This window comes from Cryobacterium sp. 10C3 (assembly GCF_034314285.1).
Classification (GTDB): Bacteria; Actinomycetota; Actinomycetes; order Actinomycetales; family Microbacteriaceae; genus Cryobacterium; species Cryobacterium glucosi.
In genome coordinates this window covers 302,195-326,883 of sequence record NZ_JAVIWF010000002.1, presented here as the reverse complement: position 1 = coordinate 326,883, position 24,689 = coordinate 302,195, and the positions used below count along the sequence as shown (strand labels likewise).

Here is a 24,689-nt window from a genome sequence, read left to right as displayed (position 1 = left end):
CCCTGCATTCGCGTTAGGCATTCCCATGAAGCTCACGTTCCGCTCCGCGCTCGTCGCGGGAGCCATCGTCACCCTCGCAGCACTGTCCCTCACCGCGTGCGCCAGCGGCGGCACGGCCGGAAGCACGAGCGGCGCAACGACCGCCGACGATTCCCTCGCCAAGGTGCAGAAGGCGGGAACGCTCACGGTCGGGACAGAGGGAACATACCGCCCGTTCTCGTTCCACGAGAACGGCGCCGGAGACATCACCGGATACGACGTCGACGTGGTCAAGGCCGTCGCCGCCAAGCTCGGAGTCACCGCGACCTTCCAGGAGACCCAGTGGGACGGCATCTTCGCCGGGCTCGAGGCCGGCCGGTTCGACGCGATCGCCAACCAGGTCTCGATCACCCCTGAGCGCACCGCCAAGTACACCTTCTCCACCCCGTACACCTACTCGACGGGCGTGATCGTCGTGAAGTCGGACAACACCTCGATCACCTCGTTCGAGAGCCTCTCCGGGAAGACCACCGCCCAGTCGCTCACGAGCAACTGGAACACCCTCGCGACCCAGAGCGGCGCCAACGTGCAGGCCGTCGAGGGCTGGGCGCAGTCCGTCGCCCTCGTCGAGCAGGGCCGGGTCGACGCCACGATCAACGACAACCTGACCTTCCTCGACTACAAGAAGAACAACGACGCTTCGGGGCTCAAGGTCGCCGCGACCACGACCGACAAGTCGGAGAGCGCCCTCGCGTTCGCCGGCGGCAGCACCGCCCTCGCAACCGCCGTCGACACCGCCCTCGCCGATCTTGCCGCGGACGGCACCCTGACCTCGATCTCGGAGAAGTACTTCGGGGCCGACGTCTCGAAGTAACCAGCAGATGACTCAGTCGAACTGGGACCTCGCCCTCAGCGCACTGGGTCCGATCCTGATGGGCGCCATCCAGGGCACGATTCCGCTCGCGCTCGTCTCCTTCGCGCTCGGTCTCGTGCTCGCGCTCGTCCTCGCGCTCATGAGGTTGTCCCGGCAGCGCTGGTTGTCCGCGATCGCCCGGGTGTTCATCTCGATCGTGCGGGGAACGCCGCTGCTCGTGCAGCTCTTCGTGATCTTCTACGGGCTTCCCTCGCTCGGGCTTCTGATCGACCCGTGGCCGAGCGCCGTGATCGCCTTCTCGATCAATGTCGGCGGGTATGCCGCAGAGGTCATCCGCGCCGCGATCCTCTCCGTGCCCCAGGGCCAGTGGGAGGCGGCCTGGATGGTCGGAATGTCCCGCAGCAAGGCACTGACCCGGATCATCCTGCCGCAGGCCGCCCGCGTCTCGGTCCCCCCGCTGTCGAACACGTTCATCAGCCTCGTCAAGGACACCTCCCTCGCCTCGCTGATCCTTGTCACCGAACTCTTCCGGCAGGCCCAGAAGGTCGCGGCGTTCAGCCAGGAATTCATGCTGCTCTACCTCGAGGCCGCGCTCGTGTACTGGGTGATCTGCCTCGTGCTCTCGACCGTGCAGGGCAGGCTCGAAAAGCGATTGGACCGTTATGTCGCCCATTGATACCCCGCTCGACCCGCCGACCGAGCCGCAGCACGGCGAAGGGACAGAGCCCGCGGCATCCGCCGCCCTGCTCACCGTTCGGGGGCTGCGCAAGAGCTTCGGCTCGACCAGCGTGCTCGAGTCCATCGACCTCACCGTCGCCCGGGGCCAGGTGCTCGCCCTGATCGGCCCCTCCGGCTCGGGGAAGACCACCATTCTGCGGTGCCTGAACGGGCTCGAAACCGCGGACGGGGGCACGATCACGATCACCGCCGAGGTCGCAGACGCCACGCAGGTCGCCGCCACGCCCGGGGACCCCTCACTCGCCGGAACCGCGATCACGGTCGACTTCGGCGCCGTCAAGGGCCCGAGCGACAAGAGCCTCGCGGCCCTCCGCGACCGGTCGGCGATGGTGTTCCAGAACTACAACCTGTTCCCGCACAAGACGGTGCTCGAGAACGTGCTCGAGGGTCCTGTCGTCGTGCAGCGCCGCCCGAAGGCGGAGGTCACCGCGGAGGCGCTCGCTCTCCTCGCCCGGGTGGGTCTGGCCGACAAGACGGATGCGTTTCCGTTCGAACTCTCCGGCGGCCAGCAGCAGCGGGTCGGGATCGTGCGGGCGCTCGCACTCCGCCCCCAGCTCCTGCTCTTCGACGAGCCGACGTCCTCGCTCGATCCTGAGTTGGTCGGGGACGTGTTGCGCCTGATCAAGGAACTCGCGATCGAGGGGTGGACCATGGTGATCGTCACCCACGAACTGGAGTTCGCCCGGGAGGTCGCGAGCGAGATCGCCTTCGTCGACGGCGGCACGATCGTCGAACACGGCGACCCCAGGCAGGTGCTCCGGAACCCGCGCGAGGAACGCACCCGGCAGTTCCTGCACCGCCTGCTCAACCCGTTCTGAACGCGCCCGCCCGGTCCGTCGATCCCGCCCGTCCGCACCGCTATCGTGATGCCATGGCAACAGCAGCGGTGACCACGCAACGACGCGTCTTCGGGGTCTTCCGCCTCGCGATCGGGATGCTCCTCCTCGCGAGTGTGCTCACTCAAGTCGTCGACCAGGCTGTGCACGACGCCTTCGTGCCGACGGAGTACTTCGGGTACTTCACGGTGCAGTCGAGCCTGGTCAACGCGGTCGTCCTGCTCTGGGGCGGTTCCCTCGCCCTCCGGTTCCGGGCAGACCCGGAGCTTTTCACCCGGATCAGGATGTCGGGGCTCTGCTACGCGATCGTGACCGCGGTCGTCTACAACGCACTGTTGCGCAACGTGGTGTCCGACGGTTTCACCGGGATCGCCTGGCCGAACGAGGTCCTGCACGTCTGGGCGCCGATCTTCATCCTGGTCGATTGGCTCCTCGCCCCTGGGCGGCCGGCCCTCGCCTGGAAGGCCCTGGGCTTCGCCCTCCTGTATCCGATCGTGTGGGTCGTCTACGCCGTGATCCGCGGCGCCGTCACCGGGTTCTACACCTACCCGTTCCTCGACCCGACCGGACCCGGCGGATATGGGAGCGTCGGCGGGTACGTGCTCGGAATCGCCGTCGTCATCGCGGGCCTCGCTGCTGCGGCGATCTCCGTGAGCCGGGCGGGGCATGCGACAGGGGTCACGGCTTCGACAGCTGTTCTGGCGGAAGATCCGGCAGCATCCCTGTCGCCTCCAGCTGACGCTCGCGCATCGCGAGGAACAGCGGAAAGCTGAACGCGAAGGCGAGAACGAACGCGAGGACGACGTAGAGCCAGGCGCGTTTCATGCCGAGCCGGCGGGCTTCGACGATGATCAGGATACTGCCTGCCACGGCTGTCACAAGCAGGTCGACGGTGAGCGATGACACCGAGGGGCCGCTTCCGGTCCAGTCGCCGACGTAGTCGCGCGCCTGGCTGATCGAGAGGATGTTGTACGTCCAGGTGCCGATCAGGCCGGCAATACTCAAGCCGAGGTACACGAGGGCGAGCGGGGTCCAGTTCCGGGTCATGCCGACAGTATGCCGCCCCTTCCCGCTCCGTCCCGTCACGTCGACGCGTCCACCCACCTCGCGAGAGCGTAATTTTGGCCCTTAAACCAGCGGTTTAAGGGCCAAAATTACGGCTCTCCTGACTCTTCCGTGGGTTAGTCCCGGCCGGGAAGCACGGGTTTGTGCCCGCCGAGGCTGAGCATTGCGAGGGCGATGAGGGCCTCGGGTGATTTGAAGCCGAACGCGATGCGGGTCATGAGGCGGATCTTGGTGTTCATGGATTCGACGCGGCCGTTGGAGAGGCTGTGCTCGATGGAGGCCAGGATCGCGGTGCGGTGTTTCACGATGCTCTTCTGCAGTTTCACGAAGGACGGGATGCGGCAGCGGCGAGCCCAACCAACCCATTTGTCGAGAGCTTCGGTCGCTTCCTCGAGAGGCAGTTTGAAGATCACACGGAGGCCTTCCTTCAGGTAGTACGCCCGAGCCAGCCGGGGGTCGGTCTGCACGATCCAGGCGAGCTTCGTTTGTTGCTTCTCGGTCAGGTTTTCCGGGTTCTTCCAAAGCGCGTATCGGCAGTTCTTGATGCCCGTCGCCCGGGCGCTGTCTGGGCGTGCCGGGGCGTCGGCTGGGGGCCGGCCGCGAGTGCGTCGGGCATCGTTGTGCCGGGCGGCTTTGCGGGCCTCGTTCCACGCGCCCCGGCGGACTTCATCGAGGGCCTCGGTGGCCCATTTCACGACGTGGAACGGATCAGCGCAGCGAACAGCGTTCGGCGCTCGTTCCGCGACAACACTGGCGATCCAGGCCGCACCGTCCGCGGAAACATGCGTGATCAGTGCCGAACGCTCCGGCCCCAACGCATCAAAAAACGTCTCGAGGGTGGCCTTGTCCTGGCCTGGTGCCGCCCAGACGAGACGGCCAGAATCGTGGTCCACGACGCAGGTCAAGTACTTGTGGCCGCGCTTGTAACTGATCTCGTCAATCCCGATCCGGGTGAGGCCCGCGAACTGGTCGAACTGCTTCTCCGTATCTGCCCAAACCCGGGTGATGATCGCGCCCACGGTGCGCCACGCGATGCGCATCAGCACGGTGATGGCGGACTTGGATGTTTGCGTGGCCAGCCACGCGACCTGGTCATCGAAGAACAAAGTGTGCCCGCTCTGATGCCGGGCCCACGGCACGGCGGCGACCGTCACGCCATGCACCCGGCAGCTCACCCGCGGCGCCGCAGCTTCTAAGTGGATTTGCACCGAGCCGGCGTCCAGGGATCGCCAGCGGCGCCGCCCGTCACCGGCGTCGTAGCGCGGGCAGCGCTTCCGGCAGGCCCCGCACCGGTTCCGCATCGATGCCGTTGGGCGCACCGACGCGACCAGCATGCCCGTATCCGCGTCGAGATCGACCGCTTCGACGATGGTTTTGTCGACTCCGAGCAGAGTCCGCCATAGTGTTGAGTTTTGCACGCCGTTTTCTCGTCCCTGTGTTTCTTGCCTTTGTCAGTTAGAAACCTAGACGGAGAGCGGCGTGCACTCGTTAAGGCGCTCGGAAACCACCCACGGTAACGTCAGGAGAGCCAAAATTACGCTCTCGCGGAGAGGAGACGCGCGCGGGTCAGTCGGCGGGGCCGGCGGTGAGGGTCGCGGATGCGGTGTGGGTGCCCCGGCGGTGTCCGTCCAGGTGAGGGTGACCGAGTCGCCGGGGTTGTACGCCGTGAGGGTCGAGGTGAGGGCGGCGGCCGAGGTGATCGACGTGCCGTCGACGGCGGTGATGGTGTCGCCCGCGACGATCCCGGCGGTGGCGGCGGCCGAACCGGCGACGACCGCCGTGATCACGGCCGAGTCACCGGTCGTGGCCGTCGATCCGGTGGTGCCGGATGCCGCGCCGAGGCTGCCGCGGTAGCTGCGGCCGTTGACAGAGCCCGTGTCCGTCGACGTGGTGGCGCCCGAACCGACCGCGACCCCGAGGAACGCCGGGTAGCCGATCGTGACAGTGCTCGTTTCGACGCCGGTGTGGATCAGGGTGACGACCTCGAGGGCCGCGTCGATCGTGATCGCGAAGCCACTGATCGTCGCGGTCCCTGAGGACGCCGCCGTGTCAATGCCGATGACCTCCCCGTCGGCGTCGTAGAGGGCCCGCCGGAGTCGCCGGACTGGATGTCCGCGTCAACCTGGATCAGGCCGGTCAGGGTTTCGGCGTCCGTGGCATCCTCGCTCGACGCGGTGATGGTCTGGTCGACGCTCGTGACGGTGCCGGCCGCCGCGGTGAGGGTGCTCGTTCCGCCGGCGTTGCCGACCCCGGTGACCGCGTCCCCCGCCGCGACGGTCGAGGTCGTGTCCAGAGTGGCGGGGACCAGCCCGGAGGCATTCTCGAGTTTCAGCACGGCGATGTCCTGCGAGGAGTCCGTACCGACGACATCCGCCACATAGCTCACGCCGGTCGAGACGACCGTCACGCTGATGCTCGTCGCGCCGTCGATGACGTGGTTGTTGGTCAGGATCTCACCGTTCGAGGTGAGCACGATTCCGGTGCCGGCCGCTTCGGCGCTCTGGTACTTGAGGACGGTGTCGATGACGACGACGCCGACCGACTGCGCGGCCGTTGCCGCAGTGGTGTCGAGCGCGGTGGCCGTCGTCGCGGATGCGGTGCCGGACCCATAGTTGGAGGGGCCGCCGGGGCGCAGGCCGGAGGTACCGAGGGTCGCCGAGGAACCTGAGGTTCCCGATGATCCGGTTGATCCCGCAACCGAGCCCGAGCTGCTCGTGCCCGACGTCGAGCTGTTCGAGGAGGAGGCCGCGGCGACGACCTGGGCGACGGCCATCGAGGAGAAGTACAGGCCGGCGCCCGTCGTCGCGGTGACGAGGGCTGCAGCGAGCCCCATCGAGACGATCACTCCGGCACGGAAGCGCGGCCGGTGGAAGGCCGGGTTGACGACGGGTGCGGCCAGGCTGTTGCCCGTGGGTTCCGTGCCCGTGGATTCCGTGCCAGTGGGTTCCGTGCCAGTGGGTTCCGTGCCCGTGGGTTCGGTGCCAGTCATTGTGAGATCCTTTTCCTCCGGGTGACGGCCGTACCGTCGCGACTGGTTCCCACCCAAGTCCCGGAAGCTATCGGATTTCTATGAGGCGTCGTGGTGTTGGCCCAGAGGGTCCCGCCCATCGACTGTGAGCCCCTCCGGGCAGGCCGGGCCGGTCAGACGAGCACAGCGTCAGACGAGCACAGGTCCAAACCGGCGCAGCTTCAGACGAGGACTGTGCTGCCGATTTCACTGAAACCCTGATCGGTGACGGTGACCTCGAGCTTCGCCGGAATCTGTTCCTTCATCGAATCCACGTGGCTGATCAGTCCGATGGTGCGGCCACCGGCCCGGAGGCCGTCGAGGGTGCTCATCGCCGTTTCGAGCGTTTCGCTGTCCAGGGAGCCGAAGCCCTCATCGACGAAGAGGGTGTCGAGCGCGATTCCGCCGGCCTGGTGCGAGACGACCTCGGCGAGCCCGAGGGCCAGGGCGAGTGAGGCGAGGAAGGTCTCGCCGCCGGAGAGCGACTGGGTCGGGCGGGCCCGTCCGGTGTGCTGGTCGAGGATGGCGAGTCCGAGGCCGGACTGGGTGCCGCGGTACTGCAGGGAATCGTCGTGTTCGAGGGCGTATCGGCCGCCGGTCATGTCCCGCAGGCGACCGTTCGCGGCGAGGATGATCTCCTCGAGTTGCGCGGCGAGCACGTAGGTTTCGAGTTTCATCCGTTTGGTGTTCGGTTCCTCGCCGTGAACGACCGCGGCGAGCTCCCGCACCTGGGCCTGGGTGACGAGCAGGGTCGCGGAGGTGGCGGCAAGCGCGCGGACCTCGGCGACCACGACGGCCAGTTCCTCCTGCCGGATCGCGAGGGTCCCGTGCTCGGTGAACGCCTCGTCCCTGGCCGTGGCCGCAGCGGCCCTGGCGGCCCTGGCCGGGTCCAGATCGAGCGCGACATCGGGAAGGTCGGCGAGCTCCGGTTCGGCCAGCACGGCGCGCACCGCGGCGAGCTGGTCGTCGTGGGCACGGATGCCGGTCTCCCGCGTCGCGATCTCGGCCGGCGTGAGTCGTGCGGTGACGACCTCCGTTGCTTCCACGAAGCCTTCCGCGGTGAGCCGGTCGGCCACGGCCGCGGAGGCGGCATCGAGGGCACGATCCCGTTCGCCGCTGAGGGCGCGGGCCGTCTCGAAGGCGCGCGCCGCCTCGAGCTCGGTGCGCAGGCTCTCGGCCCGTTCGGTGACGGAGGTGTAGCCCGCCAGTTGCCGATTCACCCGTTCCTCGATCGCGATGCGGCGGCCGCGGATTTCGGTGAGCCGGGTCGCGGCGTCGTCCCTGCCGGAGTGGACCCCGGCGAGGGTCTCCCGCGCGTGGTCGAGCTCTGTGCGCAGCCGCAGCCGCTCGGCACCGAGTTCCGTTTCCCGTGCCGCGGCGGTGCGGGCAGTCTCAAGTGCGGTGAGCGCGGCCGCGCGCGAGGCCGTGCGGTCGGCACCTGTTCCCGGGCCGGCGGAAGCACGGGCGGCGGCGGCGCGCGCGCCCAGGCTGAGGACCTCACCGTTGCTGCGCTCGAGGTCCTCCTGGGCGCGGGTCATTCCGGCGAGGGCGGCCTCGATGTCGCCCTCGGTGACCGGCTCACCGGGCGCCTCCGCGGGGTGAGGATGCAGCGTGGAACCGCACACCCCGCACGGTTCGCCGGAAACGAGCCGGCCGGCGAGCTCGCCGGCGTGATCGGCCAGCCGCTTGGCGACGAGGTCTCGGTAGCGTCCGGCGGCGTCGGCGTTCTCGGTGGCGGCGGCCGCGTGCCGGCTGCGTGCCCTGTCGAGGTCCGCCTCGAGCGCGGCAGCCTCTGCGGCTGCGGCTTCCGCGGCGACCGCGCGGGCGAGCGCGGCGACGGCTTCCGGTTCGCGGGCGGAGTCGCGAGCGAGCGCGGCGAGGTCCCGGTCGAGGTCGTCGAGCAGGGCGGGCGCTGCGTCGATCCGCGCCTGCAGCCCGTCGAGCGTGGCCTGGATCTCGGCGAGCCCGGCCTCGGCGGACCCGGACTCCACATCGAGGGCCGGCAGTTCTTCCTCGGCCGCGAGGACGTCGTTCAGGGACCCGAGCTGTTCGAGGAGCAGGTCGATGGTGGCGGAGAGTGGGACGGCATCCTGATCGTCGTCGCCGTCCTGGTCGACCTCGTCGGAACCGTTGACCGTGATCCAGTTCTCCCGCGCAGCCACCTCCGCCCGCGCCGCGTCGAGGGCAGCGGCGAGCGCAGCGGACTCTGCTTCGATCTGGGGCCATACCCGGGCAGCGCGGTGCGCGGCCGCGAGGTCGTCACGGTCGGCGTCGACAACGGAGCTGCGCTCGTCGAGCACGGCCAGGGTGGCCGTTGCGGCGTCCCTGCGGTCCTGGCGGGCCCGCATCTCTTCCTGGGCCCGAAGCCCGGCCGTCGCGTCGACCAGTGCGGCATCCGCACGGGCAGCCGCGGCGACGGCGACGGCGAGTGCCTGCTCGAGTTCGGCGGTGGCCGCCTCGAACCAGGCCAGGTCTGGTGCTGCGGTGCCGGGCTCGGTGCCTGCTGGCACGTGCCGGGCGGCGGATGCCGCGAGAGTCTCGAGCCGCACGCGCACGCCGGTGAGTTCATCGTCGAGGGCCTTGCGACGCGTGATGAGTTCTGTCTCCAGACTCTGGAACCTGCTGGTGCCGAAGAGGGTGCGCAGGACCTCGCGACGATCGTCGGTCTTGGCGAGCAGGAACCTTTGGAACCGGTTCTGTGCGAGCAGGATCACCTGCAGGAACTGGTCCTGTTTGAGCGGCAGGATGCGGGAGAGTTCGTTCCCGACATCGACGGGGCGTGCGGCGAGACCCCGCCAGCCGTCGACTGCATCGGCAGCGGCGTCGACCGCGGCGGCGTCGCGGATCTCGAGCCGGGCATCCGGTGCGGACACGGTCGTGCCGATGCCCCGCTTTTTGGCCTTGAGGTACCTGGGAGTGCGGAAGATGCGATAGTCGTTCCCGTTCAGGCCGAATTCGAGCTCGACGAAGGTGGGATCACCGGGTTCGCAATGGTCGCTGCGCAACTGCGATTCCGTGCCCTCATAGCGCGGAACACTTCCATAGAGGGCGAAACAGACCGCGTCGAGGATGCTGGACTTGCCCGCGCCGGTCTTGCCCGTGATCAGGAAGATACCGTCGTCGTCGAAGCGCTCGAAGTCGACGACCTGCTCGTTCTTGAACGGGCCGAACCCGGCGAGCCGCAGGCGCTTGATCTTCACGTCGTACTCCTCGTGTTCCTGATGCTCACTGGGTGACTTCTTTCAGTTCCCCGGCCGCGAGCAGTTCGGCGACGAGGTCTCGCTCGAACTCCGTCTGCCCGACACCGTTGCGCACGAAGCTCAGGAAGCCGGCGACGATGTCGGGATCGGTCTGCCGGTTGATCCGTTCGGCGTAGCTCTCGCTGCCGGTATCCACGACGACGGCCGGCCGGTGTTCGAGCGTGACACAGTGCGGGAAACGTTTCTGGAGCGCCCGCATGCCGTCGAGGGGCCTGACCTGGTCGGTCAGCACGGCCGAGACCCAGTCCCCTTCGAATGCTGCGAACCTGTCGGCGGTGAGGAGTTCCTCGAGCTCGCCGGTGAGCACACTGAGCCTCCGGGGAACCGGGAGGGCGACCCACTCGATCTCGAGCTCGGCGCCCTTCCCCGAACGGTCGGGGCCGAGGTCGACCTGCCAGGCGCCGCGGGGCTTTGCGGCCTCGGCGAACGAGTAGTGCAGGGGTGCGCCGGAGTAGCGCACCCGGTCTTCGAGCCTGGCTCGCCCGTGAATGTGCCCGAGTGCGACGTAGTCCGGGCCCTCGAACACGCTGACCGGCACGAGGTCGAGCCCGCCGGCAGTGATGTCCCGCTCGACGTCGCTCGCCTCCTGCGTGGCCGCGACGCCGGCCGCGAAGCAATGCGCCAGCACGACGGAGCGACCGCCGCGGACCGCGAGATCCGACCGGATCTGGTCCATGACGAAGGTGAGCACCTGCTCGTGGGTCTTGAGCGTTCGTTCCGGGTGCGTCTGATTGGCATAGAGGTGGCGGACCAGGGCCGGTTCGAGGAAGGGGATGCCGTAGAAGTGCACGGGTCCGTGCTCGTCGGTGAGAGTGACCGGCGTGGCGACCTGTTCCGGCCGGGTGATCACATGGATGCCCGCCAGGCCGGCCCACTCGGACTGGAACCCGAGCCGGGTGGCCGAGTCGTGGTTGCCGCTCGTCATGATGACCTGCGCGCCGGCGTTCCGAATCTCGCGGAGGGCCGTCGCGAGGAGGGTGTAGCTGTCCGCTGAGGGCATCGCCGAGTCGAACACGTCGCCGGCGACGACGACCACGTCGATCGAACGATCGCGGACAACGTCGACGAGCGCGTCGAGCACGATCCGGAGGTGTTCGAGGGTCGAGTGCGTGTGGAACGTGCGCCCGATGTGCCAGTCCGACGTGTGCAGGATCCTCATGGTCGTCACGCTACCGTCCAGCACCGACACGGGCCGATCGGCCCGCCCACAGCATCCATCTTTGTTCTTCTGTGTTTTCCTTGACAAACAAAAAGAAACACAGATATCGTGTAGTCAATCCTGATCGAAGCGATCGGGCCGCGCAGTGGCGGGGGTCACTCAAAGACGAGGAGGTATCATGTTTGCGGAAGAACGGCAGGCGCTGATCGCCGAACTCGTCAGCGAAGCCAGCCGGGTCACCGTCAATGAACTCGCAACCCGCTTCGACATCACCCCGGAAACAGTGCGCCGCGACCTCGATACGCTCGAAGGCTCCCGGCAGTTGCGTCGAGTCCATGGCGGGGCCGTCGCCCTCGACCGCCTCAGCCTCTCGGAGCCGAGCCTGGCCGAACGGCAGACCCAGCGACACGACGAGAAGGAACGCATCGCCGCTGCCGCGTTCGCCATGATCCCGACCAGCCAGTCCGGGTCGATCATCCTCGACGCCGGCACCACCACCGAGCTCCTCGCCGACCGTCTCGCCGACTGGACATCCGCCGGACCCGACGACCAGCTCCTCGTCATCACGAACGCCGTTCCGATCGCATACAAGCTTGCCGGCAACGAGGAAATCCAGCTCCACCTCCTCGGCGGTCGCGTCCGTGGCCTGACCCGCGCGGTCGTCGGCCAGAGCACGATCGCGCAGCTCGAGGGGCTCCGCCCCGATATCGCGTTCATCGGCGCCAACGGCGTGCATGCCATCTTCGGCCTGAGCACCCCCGACCTCGTCGAATCGTCCGTGAAGACCGCCATCGTCCGATCGGCACGGCTCGTCGTCGCGCTCGCCGATTCCACCAAGCTCGACGAAGAGACCCTGGTGCGGTTCGCCGCCCTCGGGGACATCGACGTGCTCATCACGGACGCACCCCCATCACCGGAACTTTCCGCGGCCCTGGCCGCGGCTGACGTAGAGGTTGTGATCGCGTGATCATCACGCTTACCCCGAATCCGAGCCTGGACCGCACGATCTCGCTCGACGGCATCCTCGCCCGCGGCGAGGTGCAGCGAGCCGTGGCGAGCCACGTGGAGCCGGGGGGCAAGGGCGTCAACATCTGCCGCGCCCTTGAGGCCTCCGGCGTGGAGAGCCTCGCGATCCTGCCCGGCGACGCCCTCGATCCCGTGCTCATCGCGCTCTCCGATGCGGGCATCCCGCACCTCGGCATGCCGATCGGCGCAAGCATCCGCAGCAATGTCGCGATCACGGAGCCGGACGGCACCACGACCAAGGTCAACGTGCCCGGCCCGGTGCTGACCCCCGCGCAACAGACCGAACTCATCGATCTCGTGCTCGACCGGGCGGATGGAGCAGGCTGGGTCGTGCTCGCCGGCTCGCTTCCACCGGGAGCTCCCGTCGATTTCTACGCCGACATCATCCGCCGGCTGCGCGCCCGCTACGGCTCCGCGGCGCCGAAGGTCGCCGTCGACTCGTCCGGCGCCCCCTTCGCCGCTGCCGTGAGCGCCGGCCCAGACCTGATCAAGCCGAACGGTGAGGAACTCGCCGAACTCACCGGGATCCCGGACGCCGAAGCCCTCGAGGGCAATCCGTCACTGGTCGCAGCGGCATCCGCTCGCCTCGTGGCCGGCGGCGTCGGCGCGGTCCTCGCCACGCTCGGCGCCCAGGGTGCCGTGTTGACGACCAGGGACGGATCCTGGCTCGCCCAGACGCCGCCCATGGTCGCCGTGAGCACCGTCGGCGCCGGCGACTCGTCGCTGGCCGGCTTCCTGCTGAGCGACCTGGCCGGCGGCAGCGCCCCCGATGCGCTCCGCCAGGCAGCAGCCCACGGGGCCGCAGCCGCATCTTTGCCCGGATCAACCGTTCCGGCACTGAACCAAACAAAGCCCAGCGACGTCACCGTGACGCAGCTGACCCATCCAAAGGAGGATGTCCAGTGAGTGCACTGATCACCCCGGAGCTCGTCGCTCTGGATAAGAACCTCGGAGCCGCTCCCTCGAGCGTCATCCGGCGACTCGCCGAGCTCGTTGTCGGCGCAGGCCGGGCCACCGAGATCGAGAGCCTGTACGCGGATGCCCTCGCCCGCGAAGCGAAGACGGCAACCGGCATCCCCGGTGGCCTGGCCATCCCGCATTGCCGCTCCGCAGCCGTTACCGAGCCGACCCTCGCGCTCGCCCGCCTGTCGACCCCGGTCGACTTCGGCGCAGGAGACGGCCCCGCCGACCTGGTCTTCCTGATCGCCGCGCCGGCAGGCGCGGACCAGGAACACCTTAAGATCCTGGCGAAGCTCTCCCGTTCGCTGATGAAGCCCGCGTTCACGGCCGCCCTGCGCGCCGCCACGACGCCCGCAGAGATCGTCGAGCTCGTCACCAACGTCGTCTCCCCCGTTCCCGTCGCTGTCGGCGGCGGCACTGCAGCCCCCGCGGCATCCGTCCGCACCGGGGTCAAGCGCCTCGTCGCCGTCACGGCCTGCCCCACCGGTATCGCGCACACCTACATGGCCGCTGAGGCCCTCTCGGCCGCCGCGGAAGCCGCGGGCGTCGAGATGCAGGTCGAGACGCAGGGCTCCGCCGGCCTCACAATGCTCGACCCCGCGGTCATCGCAGCGGCCGACGCGGTGATCTTCGCGGTCGACGTCGACGTGCGCGGCCGCGAGCGCTTCGCGGGCAAGCCCGTCATCCAGGTTCCAGTCAAGCGCGGCATCGACGAGCCGGCCAAGCTCATCGCGGACGCCATCGCGGCCTCGGAGAACCCGAACGCCCGCCGCGTCGGCGGAACCGCAGGAGCGGCGGAGGTCGACGAGAAGAACGAGCACTTCGGCCAGAAGGTCAAGCGCGCGCTCCTCACCGGTGTCAGCTACATGATTCCGTTCGTGGCAGGTGGAGGCCTGCTCATCGCACTCGGCTTCCTCCTCGGTGGCTATGAGATCACCAAGATCGCCGATGTCGTCACCCTGCAGAACAGCCTCTTCAACCTGCCCGACGGCGGCCTTGCGATCTATCTCGGCGCGGTCTTCTTCAAGATCGGCGCCCTGTCGATGGGCTTCCTGGTCCCGGCGCTCTCCGGCTACATCGCCTATGCGATCGCCGACCGCCCCGGAATCGCCCCCGGGTTCGTCGCGGGCGCCGTCGCAGGCTTCATGGGTGCCGGCTTCCTCGGCGGCATCGCCGGCGGCTTGCTCGCCGGTGTCGCAGCGGCCAGCTTCGCGCGGCTCAATGTTCCGCGCTGGCTCCGCAGCCTGATGCCCGTCGTGATCATTCCGCTCGTCGCGTCGATCGTCGCCTCCGGGTTGATGTTCCTCGTGCTCGGTGGTCCGATCGCGTGGCTCACCGCCGCACTGAACACCTGGCTCACGGGTATGAGCGGCGCAGCGGCGATCGTCCTCGGACTGATCCTCGGACTGATGATGGGCTTCGACCTCGGTGGCCCGGTCAACAAGGTTGCATACGCCTTCGCCGTCGCCGGCCTCGGCACCGCGACCGTGGCCAACCAGGCTCCGTGGCAGATCATGGCCGCCGTGATGGCCGCCGGAATGGTTCCGCCGCTCGCGATGGCCCTGGCCACCGTGCTCGACAAGAAGCTGTTCAGCCCGATCGAACGTGAGAACGGCAAGGCGGCCTGGCTGCTCGGTGCGTCCTTCATCTCCGAGGGTGCCATTCCATTCGCCGCGGCAGACCCGCTGCGCGTGATCCCGGCGAGCATGCTCGGTGCCGGTGTCACGGGCGCCCTGTCGATGGCCTGGGGTGTCACGAGCAAGGCCCCGCACGGCGGCATCTTCGTCTTCTTCGCGATCGACAGCTTCGCGCTGTTCGCCCTGGCAATCGCGATCGGCACCGTCGTCGCAGGCCTGGTCGTCATCGCCCTGAAGCGGTACACCACGAAGAAGGTCGTTTCCGGAGTGGAAGCCCCGGTTCTCGTCACCGCCTGAACAACCAGTAGTACCATCACCGCATGAAAACGCGGCGGCCGATACGTGATCCGTACCGGCCGCCGCGTAATATCGTTACCGTGGGCAACCAATTCCCACGCAAGAATAGAGGTTAAACCGTGCAGCAGAACTTCTCCGGCGTGGGCGTCAGTCCCGGGCGGATCATCGGATCGATTCGGCAGATGCCCAAACCGGTCAGTGAACCCCCGGCCGGAGAACGATTGGCCGCGTCCCTCTCAGCGGATGCCGCCGCCGAACTGCTGCGTGCCTCTGCCAAGACCGTGCAGGTCGAGTTACAGAACCGCGCAGCGGGAGCGACCGGCGCGAGCAAGGCCGTCCTCGAGGCCACCGCGCTGATGGCGACGGACCCGATGCTGATCAAGGCGGCCATCAAGCTGATCAAGACCGGCCTGTCCGCCGAGCGGTCGATCTGGGAGTCCGGCGCCTCCGTCGCCGAGATGCTGATCAACCTCGGCGGGTATATGGCCGAGCGGGCAACGGACGTCCTCGACGTGCGCGCCCGTATCGTCGCAGAGCTCCGCGGTGTTCCCGCGCCGGGCATCCCCCTCGCCGACGCACCGTTCATCCTCGTCGCAGAGGACCTCGCCCCCGCTGACACCGCGACCCTGGACCCGGAGAAGATCCTCGCCCTCGTCACCTCCGGCGGCGGACCGCAGTCCCACACCGCGATCATCGCCCGCGCCCTCGGCCTCCCGGCCGTCGTCGCAGCCCCCGGCGTCGACGCCCTCGAAGACGGCATCGAGGTGTACGTTGACGGCGCGGCCGGCCTCCTCTCCCTCGAGCCCGGCGCCGAGGAAATCGCCGCCGTGGAAGCCTGGAAGACCGCCGCAGCGATCCTCGCCGTCTTCGATGGCAACGGTCGCACCGCGGACGGCCACCTCGTCCCCTTGCTCGCCAACGTCGGCGGAGCCAAGGACGCCGTCAAGGCTGCCGAAGCCGGCGCCCAGGGCGTCGGACTGCTCCGCACCGAGTTCTGCTTCCTCGAGCGCGAGACCGAGCCCACGATCGAAGAACAGGTCATCGCCTACCGCGGCGTGTTCGACGCGTTCCCCGGCCAGAAGGTCGTCGTACGCACCCTCGACGCCGGCGCCGACAAGCCGCTGCCGTTCCTGACCGACACGAGCGAGCCCAACCCCTCGCTCGGCGTGCGCGGATACCGAACCGACCTGACCACCCCTGGGGTGCTGGCCCGCCAGCTCACCGCGATCGCCCAGGCCGCCGAAGGTTCCTCGACCAGCGTCTGGGTGATGGCCCCGATGATCGCGACGCCGGAGGAAGCCGCGGAGTTCGCTGCGATGTGCGCCACCGCAGGGCTCAAGATCCCCGGCGTCATGGTCGAGGTCCCCTCCGCCGCGCTCCTCGCGGACCGGATCCTCGGTGAAGTCGACTTCGTCAGCCTCTGCACGAACGACCTCACCCAGTACACGATGGCCGCCGACCGCCAGCTCGGCACTCTCGCCGCGCTGAACTCCCCGTGGCAGCCTGCCGTGCTCAAGCTCATCGGACTGACCGTCGAAGGCTCGATCGCCGAAGGCAACAACAAGCCCGTCGGCGTCTGCGGCGAGGCCGCAGCCGACCCCGTGCTCGCCGTCGTGCTCGTCGGACTCGGGGTCGCGACCCTGTCGATGACCTCCCGTTCGCTCTCCGCTGTCGGAGCCGTGCTGAAGTCCGTCACCCTCGACGATGCCAAGAAGCTCGCGGTCCTCGCGGTGTCCGCGCCGAATCCGACCGAGGCCCGCAAGCGCGTGCGCGCCGGATTGCCCATACTTGAAGAGTTGGGTCTGTAACCGCACACGCGTAACCGCTCCCCGCACCACTCCAGTCAGCCCGCAGTATCGTCGAGCACGACCGTCGTCGAGTATCAACCAGGAGGAATTATGTCCGAACGCACAGCCACCATTGCCAGCCGAGTCGGCCTGCATGCCCGTCCCGCGTCCATTTTTGCGGCCGCCGTCGGCGAACTGCCGATCGAGGTCACCATCGCGATGGAGGGCGAGCCTGCTGAAGACGCCATGGACGCCTCGAGCATCCTGAGCCTGATGAGCCTCGGTGCGGCCAACGGCGACGTCGTCGTGCTGCGCGCGGAAGGCGACGGAGCCGACGAGGCGCTCGAAGCCCTCGTCAAGATCCTCGAGACGGACCTCGACGCCGAGTAATACTCCACCGGAACAACAGGAAGCACCCTCGGTAGTCGGGGGTGCTTCCTTCTTTGTGTGCTCGTCGCTGGTCTACGAGCCGACGAGTGTGATGAAAGCGCTCAACTGGGCGAGCGCCTCGACGCTGTGCGGCAGCGAGTCCGTGAGCGCGGGCGAGTAGACGAGCCACGCCGCCCACTGCGCGCGCGAGATGGCGACGTTGAGCCGGTTCGCGAGCAGCAGGAATTCGAGGCCGCGCGGCACCTCCTCCGCGGACGACGCCGCGAGCGAGACGATCGCGACCGCGGCCTCCCTGCCCTGGAATTTGTCGACCGTGCCGACCGGGACCGAGGAGAGGCCGGCCGCCCGGAGTCGTTCCCTGATCAGGGCGACCTGGGCGTTGTACGGAGCGACCACGATCACGTCCGCCTCCCCGAGCGGGACCGTTCGCCCGGCGGATGTCCACGGCCGGCCGATGGCGTCGCGGACGAGCCCGACCACGACATCCGCTTCTTCGATCGACGAGGTCGCGTTGTCCGTGTGGCGCACCGGAACGGGATGCAGCCCCGGTTCCACCCCGGCCAGGGCGCGGTCGGAGGGGTGCGAGCGGAGTTTGCCCTCGTAGGAGAGCGCCGAAACAGGAGCGCAGACGGCCGGGTGCATCCGCCAGCTCGTCGCGAGGAAATACCCGAGCTCGGCGGGGAGCACCCGATGCCCGTCCGTGAGCCAGCCGAGCGCGGAGAGGTCGACGGGCTCGGGGTGCGTGCCCTGGCTGACCTGCGGCAACTGCTGCGGGTCGCCGAGAAGCAGCAGCCGCTCCGCCGAGACGGCCGCGGCAATCGTGCTCGCGAGGGAGTACTGCCCGGCCTCGTCGATCACGAGCAGGTCGAGGGAGCCGCGCGGGATCCGGTCGGCGTTGCTGAAGTCCCAGGCCGTCCCGCCGAGTACCCAGCCGTCCGAACGGCCGGTGAAAGCGGCGAGACCCTTGACATCGAGGGCGAGCCACGGAACGGCAGTGCCTTCTTCGCCCTTCTTCGGTCTTTTGCCGACGCGGTCCGGGTCGAGCCCGACTCCGGCGCCCGCCTCGACCACCGCGCGCAGCATGTTCTCGACGGCCGCATGCGACTGCGCGACGACGCCAATTTTCCAGCCGTGCCGGACCACGAGGTCGGCGATCACCCGCGAGCCGACGAAGGTCTTCCCTGTTCCGGGCGGGCCCTGGACGGCAAGGTAGGAGTGATCGAGGGCCAGCACGGCATCGCGGATGGCGCCCTGGGTGTCTCCTGCGGTAACGACAGGCAGGGTGGCGCCCCCGCGCAGTCGCGGCGGCACCCGGCGCAGGATGTCGAACGCGGCATCCGCGAGCGGCAGCGGCCATGCGGACAGCACGGCCCTGCCCCACTGGGAGATCGCGCCGACCTGGCTGCCGGGCTGCGGCGGGGTTCCCGGAGTGACGGCGACAGGGAGCGCGTCGTGGTGGGGCGCGTCGCGTTCGAGGATCTCGTCGACGAAGATCACGCCGTCGTCGAGGGCACCGCCATCGAGGACGCCGTCGTCGAGGGTGCCGCCGAATCCGCCGTCGTCGCCCACCTGCACGATGGTCGCCTTGTTGTGGGCGGTGCGGGCGCCCGGCTCGTCGCTCCGCCGGATCGGCGGATACGGCGGGTCGTAGACGAGGAACGGCTGTTGCCCTGCTTTGAGCGAGCTTCCGGGCGCCGGGGTGCCCTCGAGCCGGAGCAGGCGCCGGTCGAGGACCTGCCTGCCCTCGCGGTGCCAGCCGATCTCGACGGTGGCCCGCACGACCGAGAAGACATCCCTGGTGTCCGACCAGTCCTCGAGGGGCGACGCGAGCCTGGCGAAGTGGTCCCACCAGAACGATTTCTGTTCGCGACGATGGTAGTCGATGGCCGCGGCCGCGAGGGCGAGCGCGGTCTCGTCGCTCGTGCGGCCGGTCGGCGGCACCTGTTCGAGCAGGGCCGTCAGTTCGAGGTAGACCGGGTCGGGTTCCCGCTCGGGGACCGCGATCGCGAGCTCGCCGGCACGAGCCGCGACGCCGGCATCGCCCGAGGCACCGAGGCGTCCGGCGGCACCGTCGTCGAAGGCACCGTCGTCGACGGCACCGTTGTCCGCGGCCCGGTCGAGGAGCCAGTCCCGCAGCCGCCGCGTCGACCGGCAGTCGTAGGCGTTGTACCGCGCGATGTCCTCGAGGACGGCCGCAGCGGCATCCGCCTCGCCGGCGGCGAGGAGCTCGCCCGCGTGCGCGTACTCGGCGATCGAGTCTGCGGCGTTGTCGACGCCCTCCCTGGCCTCCTCCCCCATGTACAGCGGCTCGAGCTTCTTGAGCGAGTAGCTGCGGCTGCCGACCCGGAGGCCCTGCCGCACGATCGGGTACAGGTCGACGAGCACGTGGTTGCGGAGCAGATCGTCGACGGTGTCCTCTCCGACGCCGTGCCGCGCGGCGAGGCTGAGCAGGTGGGTGCGCTCGTAGGGGGCGTAATGGTAGATATGCAGGTCGGGGTACCGTTCCCGTCGTTCGTGCACGTAGGCGAGGAAGCCGATGAGGGCCTGGCGTTCCTCGGCGTGGCTGTGCGCCCAGAAGGCGCGGAAGGTGTCGTCGGGTTCCACGAGGCCGAACAGGTAGTCGAGGCCCCACACCACGGTGCCGGCTGAGGCGTCGTCCGCTCCCTCCTGGTACAGGGGGTCGCCCTCGAAGTCGAAGAAGATATCCCCCTGGCTCGGCCGCGGAAGTGCGGCGAGCGCCGGCGGATTGGTCACCTGCCAGGCGAGCGGCCGGCCGGGGTGCGGGTCGAGCTGAAGACTGGCCTGTGCGCGCAGGGTCGCGAGCGTCGAATCGGTGATCCCGGCGACCGGCCCCGCAGACGCGGCGAGCTCCTCGATCGTCCCGATCCCCGCAGCGCGCAGGCGGGCACGCTGCGAGAGCCGCAGCCGGGCGACCAGGAGCACGTCCCGGTGCAGTTGCACCTGCTCCTCACAGACCGCGCAGCGTCCGCAGGCGACGTACCGGGGGTCACCCCAGGGGGTCGGCGCGGCGTCGGCGAGGCGTTCGTCGATCAGGCCCTCGAGCCTGGCCCGCCTGGCCCGGTACACCGGAAGGATGTCGGCCAGCCTGTGCGAACTCGTGCGCCCGTCGCCGAGAAGGAGGTGCACCCGGTCGCCGGTGCGGATACCGAGGCGTTCCAACTGGTCGCTGTACGCCGCGAGTTGGAGCAGCGCGGTCACCTTGGCCGAGCGGGCCAGTTTCGTGTCGTAGACCTCATAGCCCGGCCCCGCCGCGGCGCTTTCCGCCGAATCGCCCTGCTCCGGCGAGCGGATGATGAAGTCCGCGTACCCGAGGAAACGCCCGTCGAAGAAGGCGGCCTGGAACACCACCGCGGCGCCGGCTCGGAGGGCGTCGGCACTCAGCCGGGCGGCTTCGAGGATCGCAGCGCGCTCGGCGCGGGCCGGACGCTCGATCTCGATGACGGGCCCGGTCGAACGGAGCCGGTTCAGCATCCGCAGTTCGTGGGCATCGCCGAGTTCCGCGGTGCGCGCGAGCATGGCGTCCGCGGGATCCGGAACCGGGTCGATCCGCCCGAGGCGTGCGTCGAGCCGGCGCATCACGGCCCATTCGCAGACCGCGGCCGCGCTCAGGTCGCTCGCAGAGTACACGACGGTGACAGGGTCAAGCAGGAACACGACGGCCTCCCGAAAGGATCTGCCCCGAGGCTAACCGAAGCCACCGACGTACGGGTGCTGTGAGCAGGCTGTGGAATCCCCCGCTGCGCGAAGTCGCCCACTAGCCTCGACCCAACGGCAGTGTTGGCGTGGCCGGGCTTCCCCCTCACGGGGTGCCCCGGAGGGTTTCCTCGACGTCGGACTCCGCATCCTCATCGACGAAATCAGAAGGACACACCGTGAGCGAAACCACCAGCACGAGCACGAGCGACGACACGGCCGGAACGGCGACGGGCCCCGACGGCCACATCATCCAGGACTGGACCGACCTCGGGAAAGAGATGTGGTCGTACCTGACCGGCAAGAGCGCCGTGATCAACTACACCTTCATCGACATGGCCGTCGAAGTCCCCCGGGACATCGGACCGGACGCCCCGCGGGCGACGTGGAAGCTGAACGGGACCCTCCGCGTCACGACGAGCGAAGGCCCGACCGCCGAGTCCCTCGCCCGCTGACCATGGCAACGACCACCCGTCTGGACATCGATCTCGCCTTCTCCCTTGCCGAGCCGGACGGCCAGTACGGCGGCGAACGGATGCAGGGAACGATCACCACCGCCGGCACCGACGTCGAGATCTTCGCGAGCCGGCCAGAGCTCTTCCTGCAGACGAGGACGATCACTCTCAAGGAGATCCGCACCCTCGCGGCAGACCTGGCCGAACGGGGGCTCTCGGTCGCGCTGAGCGGTCCGAACGGGCTCGTGGTCCGGCTCGGTGCGATCCCGGCTCACCGGCTGCAGCGCCTCCTGACCGGGTCCGCGCATGTCGCCCTCGGCAGCCGGGCGGCCCTGGCGCCGCTGCTGCGGCGTCGCAGGCGCGCCGCAGGGGCAGAACCGGCACCGGTCGTGACCCTGCCGCCCTCCACCCTCTTCCCCCTGGTACCGACGCTCGACCGCCGCATCCGGCGCACCGTGACGACCACGCACTACACCCGCGGATCGGGGCGTCCCCGACTGATCTTCGTCGTCGGATCGGAAAACTGGGACGGCACCCCGCCCCGCCAATTCGACCTCATGCCGGAGACCACGACGATCGGATCGAGCCCGGACGCCGATCTGAGGCTCGACGGTCTCTCCCCATCCACGCCGAGATCCGGCATGACCAGAACGACGAGTACGTGTTCTTTCCCCTCGGGCCCGTCACGCCGGGAACGGAGTCCCCGGGCATCGACGGAAGTCGTCCGTCAGAGGGGGCCGGATTCTGCGCACCGGCGCGCGCATCGAACTCGGGCCGTGGCGGATGGCGTTCTTCCGCGAGGAATTCGCCGATCACGGTCGTCCGTACGGCGGCAGGGTGGGCGGGGAACTGGCGTACCAGAAGCCGCAGCCCGCGCGCCGGACCGGAGCGACGCCGCCACCGGCCACACCAGGGCCGCCGGTCTCCTAGCCGCCGAGACCCGGCGTTGAGGCGGCCCCTGCCCCGGCGTCCGCTGCGCTAGACCGGCTCGCCCGCCGTGGTGACGGCGGCGGATGCCTCTCCGCCGGCATCCGCTTCTGGCTCACGTCCGTCGCGGTGCGGCGTCGTTCCCGAGAGCCGCAGCGTCGCGAGCAGGCCGAGGACGAGGAATCCGGCGGCCGCGAACGCGGAGTACCGGGTGCCCTCGCTGAAGGCATCGCGCGCGGCCGCTGCAACGGCAGGGCTCTGTGCTTCGAGGGCGGGGATCGCCGCTCCGGCACTGTCCACGACCGCGTCGACGACCTGGGTGCGCGCCGACTCCGGCAGCCCCGGCACGTCCGCGAGTTTCGCGTCGAGCGAGGCGCCAACCGAGGTGAACAGCACGGTGCCGAGCACCGCGATGCCGAGCGCGGAGCCGATCTGCCGCGCGGTCGAGGAGGTGCCGGACCCTTGTCCGCTCTTCTCGACCGGAACGTCCTTGAGCACGACTCCGGTCAGCTGGGCGGTCGCGAGGCCGACACCCATCCCGTAGACGAAGAGGAACGGCACGATCGCTAGCCAGCTGGCGTCCGCCGTGATCACCAGGCCGAGCCCCGCGACGCCGAGGATCTCCAGGACGATTCCGACCCGCACGATCGTTTCCGGGGACACCCGGTTGCCGTATGCGCCGGCGAATCCGCTCGCGACGAAGGAGCCGATCGCGAGCGCGAGCAGCACGAACCCGGTCTGGAGCGCGTCGTAGCCGAGCACGTTCTGCAGCCAGAGCGGCAGGGACAGGATGATGCCGAACTCTCCCAGAGACACGATCAGCGCCGCGATATTCCCGTTGCGGAATGAAGCGATCCGGAACAGTGAGAATGCGAGCAGGGTGGTCTTGCCTGCGCGCTGCCGGGAGAGGCCCCACAGGATGAACCCCGCGCCGGCGAGGAGGGTGATCGCGAAGGCGACCGGAATCGGGGAAATCGAATACGGCCAGGTGAAGCCGCCGATCACCATGGGCTTGTTGGTCAGCCACCAGCCGTAGCTGCGTCCCTCGATGAGTCCGAAGACGAGGCTGGCGCTCGTGAGCACCGAGAGCACGGCGCCGACGACGTCGACCCTGCGGGGTTCGCCGGCATCCTTCGACTCGGAGACGAAGACGAGCACACCGATGACGATGATCACTCCGAGCGGCACATTGATGCCGAAGGCCCAGCGCCAGGAGAAGTACGTGGTCAGCCAGCCGCCGAGGAGCGGCCCGACCGCGACCATGCCGCCGATCGTGGAGCCCCAGATCGCGAAGGCGATGCCGCGGTCGCGGCCGCGGAAGTTCGCGTTGATCAGCGACAGGGTGGTCGGGAGCACCATGGCGCCGCCGATGCCCTGGATCAGGCGGGCGCCGATCAGCAGGTCGCCCGATTGCGCCAGCGCCGCGAGAACGGATGCCGCGGCGAACAGCACGACGCCGAGGATCAGGATGCGACGGCGCCCGTACCGGTCGGCCAGTGTGCCGAAGACGAGCAGGAGGGCTGCGAAGACGAGGGTGTAGCTTTCCTGAACCCACTGCACCTGGGTCGACGTGATCGCGAGGTCCCGCACGATCGAGGGGATCGCGACGTTGATGATCGTCGAGTCGACGATGATCAGCGCGACGGCGATGCTGATGAAGACGAGGCCGGCCCACCGGCGGCGCGGGGACTCAGCCCGGGCGGAGGCAGTGGGGGTGGCTGGGTGCTGGTCGGTCATGCGATTACCATTCGGGTCGGCGGGGAGACGGGAAGTTTGGCCATGCGCAGGCGCGCGCCGACGGTCAGGGCGATCACGAGAACGACGGCGACGATGGCTGCGACACCGGCGGGCACGGAAGGCGGTGTTCCGCCGAGCCGTGCGACGGCGAGCCAGCCGAGCCCCCAGGCGAGGGAGACCGCAGGGGCGAGCCTGCCGTGACCGCTGATCGCAAGCAACCCGCCGACGACGGTGGCGACCGCGATGACGGCGACCGCCCAGAGGTCAGGGTCGAGCCCGAAGCCCGTGAAGCCGGCGACGACGAGAACGGCGGTCACGTTCGCAGCGGTCGCGACACAGACCCAGCCGAGGTAGAGGCCCATGGTCCCGTCGAGGAGGATCGTTTCGACGAGATTCTTCGGGCGTGAGGCCAGGGTGAGCCGGAAGGTCCAGACGAGGACAGCGAGCAGGGCCACGATGACGGGCACGCTGAGCCACAGCTGGTCGAACTGGATGCTCAGGATCCACGCGGCATTCAGGATCAGGGACGCCAGGACCGGGTATCCGAGCAGACGCTGACGGGGATCGCTCCGCTGCGCCGGCAGGCACTGCCAGATGGCGTACCCGACCAGGCCGAGATAGATCGGCGTCCAGATCGCGAACGCGGGGACGGCAGGGGCGATCAGGGTCGCGTCAGCGGCAAGCGCGCCGCCGGCGGCGTTCTGGATGGGAGTGCCGCCCGCGGCACCTGACCCGATGAAGGATCCGACGAGGGCGACGAGCGCGCCGATCACGACGAGGACCTGCCGCCGGAGATCTCGAGAATTCATCTCACTCTCCTAGATATAAGTCAACTGAACAA

20 protein-coding genes are annotated in these 24,689 nt (G+C 69.0%); 11 read left to right on the top strand and 9 right to left on the bottom strand.

Annotated features, from left to right (window positions below; all coding sequences use genetic code 11):
- Positions 1-25 precede the first annotated feature (25 nt).
- From RGU41_RS02085 to RGU41_RS02070, 4 genes are read left to right on the top strand one after another with little or no spacing between them, the layout of a single operon-like run.
- The gene (locus tag RGU41_RS02085; protein WP_322135389.1) at positions 26-853 is read left to right on the top strand and encodes an amino acid ABC transporter substrate-binding protein; all 828 of its coding nucleotides are present in this window, start codon (positions 26-28) and stop codon (positions 851-853) included.
- A 7-nt stretch (positions 854-860) separates the two neighbouring features.
- Entirely contained in the window at positions 861-1,529 is a 669-nt protein-coding gene (locus tag RGU41_RS02080; protein ID WP_322135388.1) for an amino acid ABC transporter permease, read from the top strand.
- On the top strand, positions 1,516-2,409 hold the full coding sequence (locus RGU41_RS02075; protein WP_134561501.1) for an amino acid ABC transporter ATP-binding protein: 894 nt from the start codon (positions 1,516-1,518) through the stop codon (positions 2,407-2,409). The genes RGU41_RS02080 and RGU41_RS02075 overlap by 14 nt, the downstream gene beginning before the upstream one ends.
- A 53-nt stretch (positions 2,410-2,462) precedes the next feature.
- The gene (locus RGU41_RS02070) at positions 2,463-3,200 is read left to right on the top strand and encodes a Pr6Pr family membrane protein (RefSeq protein WP_322135387.1); all 738 of its coding nucleotides are present in this window, start codon (positions 2,463-2,465) and stop codon (positions 3,198-3,200) included.
- Here the strand turns inward: RGU41_RS02070 and RGU41_RS02065 are convergent.
- The 6 genes from RGU41_RS02065 to RGU41_RS02040 all read right to left on the bottom strand — a co-directional run bounded on the left by RGU41_RS02065 (position 3,106) and on the right by RGU41_RS02040 (position 10,918).
- Positions 3,106-3,474 (bottom strand): DUF2834 domain-containing protein, encoded by a 369-nt coding sequence (locus tag RGU41_RS02065; RefSeq protein WP_322135386.1) that lies wholly within the window; start codon positions 3,472-3,474, stop codon positions 3,106-3,108. The two genes, RGU41_RS02070 and RGU41_RS02065, sit on opposite strands and share 95 nt — an antisense overlap.
- A gap of 134 nt (positions 3,475-3,608) precedes the next feature.
- Entirely contained in the window at positions 3,609-4,910 is a 1,302-nt protein-coding gene (locus RGU41_RS02060) for an ISL3 family transposase (RefSeq protein ID WP_322135197.1), read from the bottom strand.
- A gap of 45 nt (positions 4,911-4,955) precedes the next feature.
- Entirely contained in the window at positions 4,956-5,279 is a 324-nt protein-coding gene (locus RGU41_RS02055) for a PDZ domain-containing protein (RefSeq protein ID WP_416173131.1), read from the bottom strand.
- Positions 5,280-5,461: 182 nt separating this feature from the next.
- The gene (locus RGU41_RS02050; protein ID WP_322135385.1) at positions 5,462-6,481 is read right to left on the bottom strand and encodes a S1C family serine protease; all 1,020 of its coding nucleotides are present in this window, start codon (positions 6,479-6,481) and stop codon (positions 5,462-5,464) included.
- Positions 6,482-6,681: 200 nt separating this feature from the next.
- Positions 6,682-9,699 carry an AAA family ATPase gene (locus RGU41_RS02045; RefSeq protein ID WP_322135384.1) on the bottom strand — a complete coding sequence of 1,006 codons (3,018 nt, stop codon included), beginning with the start codon at positions 9,697-9,699 and terminating at the stop codon, positions 6,682-6,684.
- 25 nt (positions 9,700-9,724) lie between these two features.
- Positions 9,725-10,918, bottom strand: coding sequence for an exonuclease SbcCD subunit D (locus RGU41_RS02040; protein WP_134445909.1), 1,194 nt, complete (start codon positions 10,916-10,918; stop codon positions 9,725-9,727).
- 178 nt (positions 10,919-11,096) lie between these two features.
- On the opposite strand from RGU41_RS02040, the gene RGU41_RS02035 reads away from it, so the two are divergent.
- From RGU41_RS02035 to RGU41_RS02015, 5 genes are all read left to right on the top strand, one after another.
- Positions 11,097-11,885 carry a DeoR/GlpR family DNA-binding transcription regulator gene (locus RGU41_RS02035; protein WP_134445910.1) on the top strand — a complete coding sequence of 263 codons (789 nt, stop codon included), beginning with the start codon at positions 11,097-11,099 and terminating at the stop codon, positions 11,883-11,885.
- Positions 11,882-12,850: a 1-phosphofructokinase family hexose kinase gene (locus RGU41_RS02030; RefSeq protein WP_134445911.1), complete on the top strand. Its 969-nt coding sequence runs from the start codon at positions 11,882-11,884 to the stop codon at positions 12,848-12,850. The genes RGU41_RS02035 and RGU41_RS02030 overlap by 4 nt, the downstream gene beginning before the upstream one ends.
- The gene (locus RGU41_RS02025; RefSeq protein ID WP_322135383.1) at positions 12,847-14,838 is read left to right on the top strand and encodes a fructose-specific PTS transporter subunit EIIC; all 1,992 of its coding nucleotides are present in this window, start codon (positions 12,847-12,849) and stop codon (positions 14,836-14,838) included. The genes RGU41_RS02030 and RGU41_RS02025 overlap by 4 nt, the downstream gene beginning before the upstream one ends.
- 119 nt (positions 14,839-14,957) lie before the next feature.
- Positions 14,958-16,646: a phosphoenolpyruvate--protein phosphotransferase gene (ptsP, locus tag RGU41_RS02020; RefSeq protein ID WP_322135382.1), complete on the top strand. Its 1,689-nt coding sequence runs from the start codon at positions 14,958-14,960 to the stop codon at positions 16,644-16,646.
- Between the two features lie 90 nt (positions 16,647-16,736).
- On the top strand, positions 16,737-17,015 hold the full coding sequence (locus tag RGU41_RS02015; RefSeq protein ID WP_134445914.1) for an HPr family phosphocarrier protein: 279 nt from the start codon (positions 16,737-16,739) through the stop codon (positions 17,013-17,015).
- 72 nt (positions 17,016-17,087) lie between these two features.
- On the opposite strand, the gene RGU41_RS02010 is transcribed toward RGU41_RS02015, so the two are convergent.
- Positions 17,088-20,690 carry a TM0106 family RecB-like putative nuclease gene (locus tag RGU41_RS02010; protein ID WP_322135381.1) on the bottom strand — a complete coding sequence of 1,201 codons (3,603 nt, stop codon included), beginning with the start codon at positions 20,688-20,690 and terminating at the stop codon, positions 17,088-17,090.
- Positions 20,691-20,977: 287 nt separating this feature from the next.
- Between RGU41_RS02010 and RGU41_RS02005 the strand changes: the two genes are divergently transcribed.
- Both RGU41_RS02005 and RGU41_RS02000 read left to right on the top strand, forming a co-directional pair.
- Positions 20,978-21,184, top strand: a complete 207-nt coding sequence (locus RGU41_RS02005) for a hypothetical protein (protein ID WP_322137280.1) — start codon at positions 20,978-20,980, stop codon at positions 21,182-21,184.
- A gap of 2 nt (positions 21,185-21,186) precedes the next feature.
- A complete protein-coding gene (locus RGU41_RS02000) occupies positions 21,187-22,134 on the top strand; it encodes a hypothetical protein (RefSeq protein WP_322135380.1) in 948 nt (315 codons plus the stop codon).
- Between the two features lie 28 nt (positions 22,135-22,162).
- Here RGU41_RS02000 and RGU41_RS01995 read toward each other — a convergent pair whose 3' ends face one another.
- Positions 22,163-23,848 carry a DHA2 family efflux MFS transporter permease subunit gene (locus RGU41_RS01995; protein ID WP_322135379.1) on the bottom strand — a complete coding sequence of 562 codons (1,686 nt, stop codon included), beginning with the start codon at positions 23,846-23,848 and terminating at the stop codon, positions 22,163-22,165.
- The gene (locus RGU41_RS01990; protein WP_322135378.1) at positions 23,845-24,657 is read right to left on the bottom strand and encodes a TspO/MBR family protein; all 813 of its coding nucleotides are present in this window, start codon (positions 24,655-24,657) and stop codon (positions 23,845-23,847) included. Before RGU41_RS01990 ends, RGU41_RS01995 begins: the two co-directional genes overlap by 4 nt.
- Positions 24,658-24,689: the final 32 nt, after the last annotated feature.

Excerpts from the sequence above, each read along its gene's own strand:
- RGU41_RS02085 (WP_322135389.1), top strand. The coding sequence starts at position 26 with ATGAAGCTCACGTTCCGCTCCGCGCTCGTCGCGGGAGCCATCGTCACC.
- RGU41_RS02080 (WP_322135388.1), top strand. The coding sequence starts at position 861 with ATGACTCAGTCGAACTGGGACCTCGCCCTCAGCGCACTGGGTCCGATC.
- RGU41_RS02075 (WP_134561501.1), top strand. The coding sequence starts at position 1,516 with ATGTCGCCCATTGATACCCCGCTCGACCCGCCGACCGAGCCGCAGCAC.
- RGU41_RS02070 (WP_322135387.1), top strand. The coding sequence starts at position 2,463 with ATGGCAACAGCAGCGGTGACCACGCAACGACGCGTCTTCGGGGTCTTC.
- RGU41_RS02065 (WP_322135386.1), bottom strand. The coding sequence starts at position 3,474 with ATGACCCGGAACTGGACCCCGCTCGCCCTCGTGTACCTCGGCTTGAGT.
- RGU41_RS02050 (WP_322135385.1), bottom strand. The coding sequence starts at position 6,481 with ATGACTGGCACCGAACCCACGGGCACGGAACCCACTGGCACGGAACCC.
- RGU41_RS02040 (WP_134445909.1), bottom strand. The coding sequence starts at position 10,918 with ATGAGGATCCTGCACACGTCGGACTGGCACATCGGGCGCACGTTCCAC.
- RGU41_RS02035 (WP_134445910.1), top strand. The coding sequence starts at position 11,097 with ATGTTTGCGGAAGAACGGCAGGCGCTGATCGCCGAACTCGTCAGCGAA.
- RGU41_RS02015 (WP_134445914.1), top strand. The coding sequence starts at position 16,737 with ATGTCCGAACGCACAGCCACCATTGCCAGCCGAGTCGGCCTGCATGCC.
- RGU41_RS02000 (WP_322135380.1), top strand. The coding sequence starts at position 21,187 with ATGGCAACGACCACCCGTCTGGACATCGATCTCGCCTTCTCCCTTGCC.
- RGU41_RS01995 (WP_322135379.1), bottom strand. The coding sequence starts at position 23,848 with ATGACCGACCAGCACCCAGCCACCCCCACTGCCTCCGCCCGGGCTGAG.
- RGU41_RS01990 (WP_322135378.1), bottom strand. The coding sequence starts at position 24,657 with ATGAATTCTCGAGATCTCCGGCGGCAGGTCCTCGTCGTGATCGGCGCG.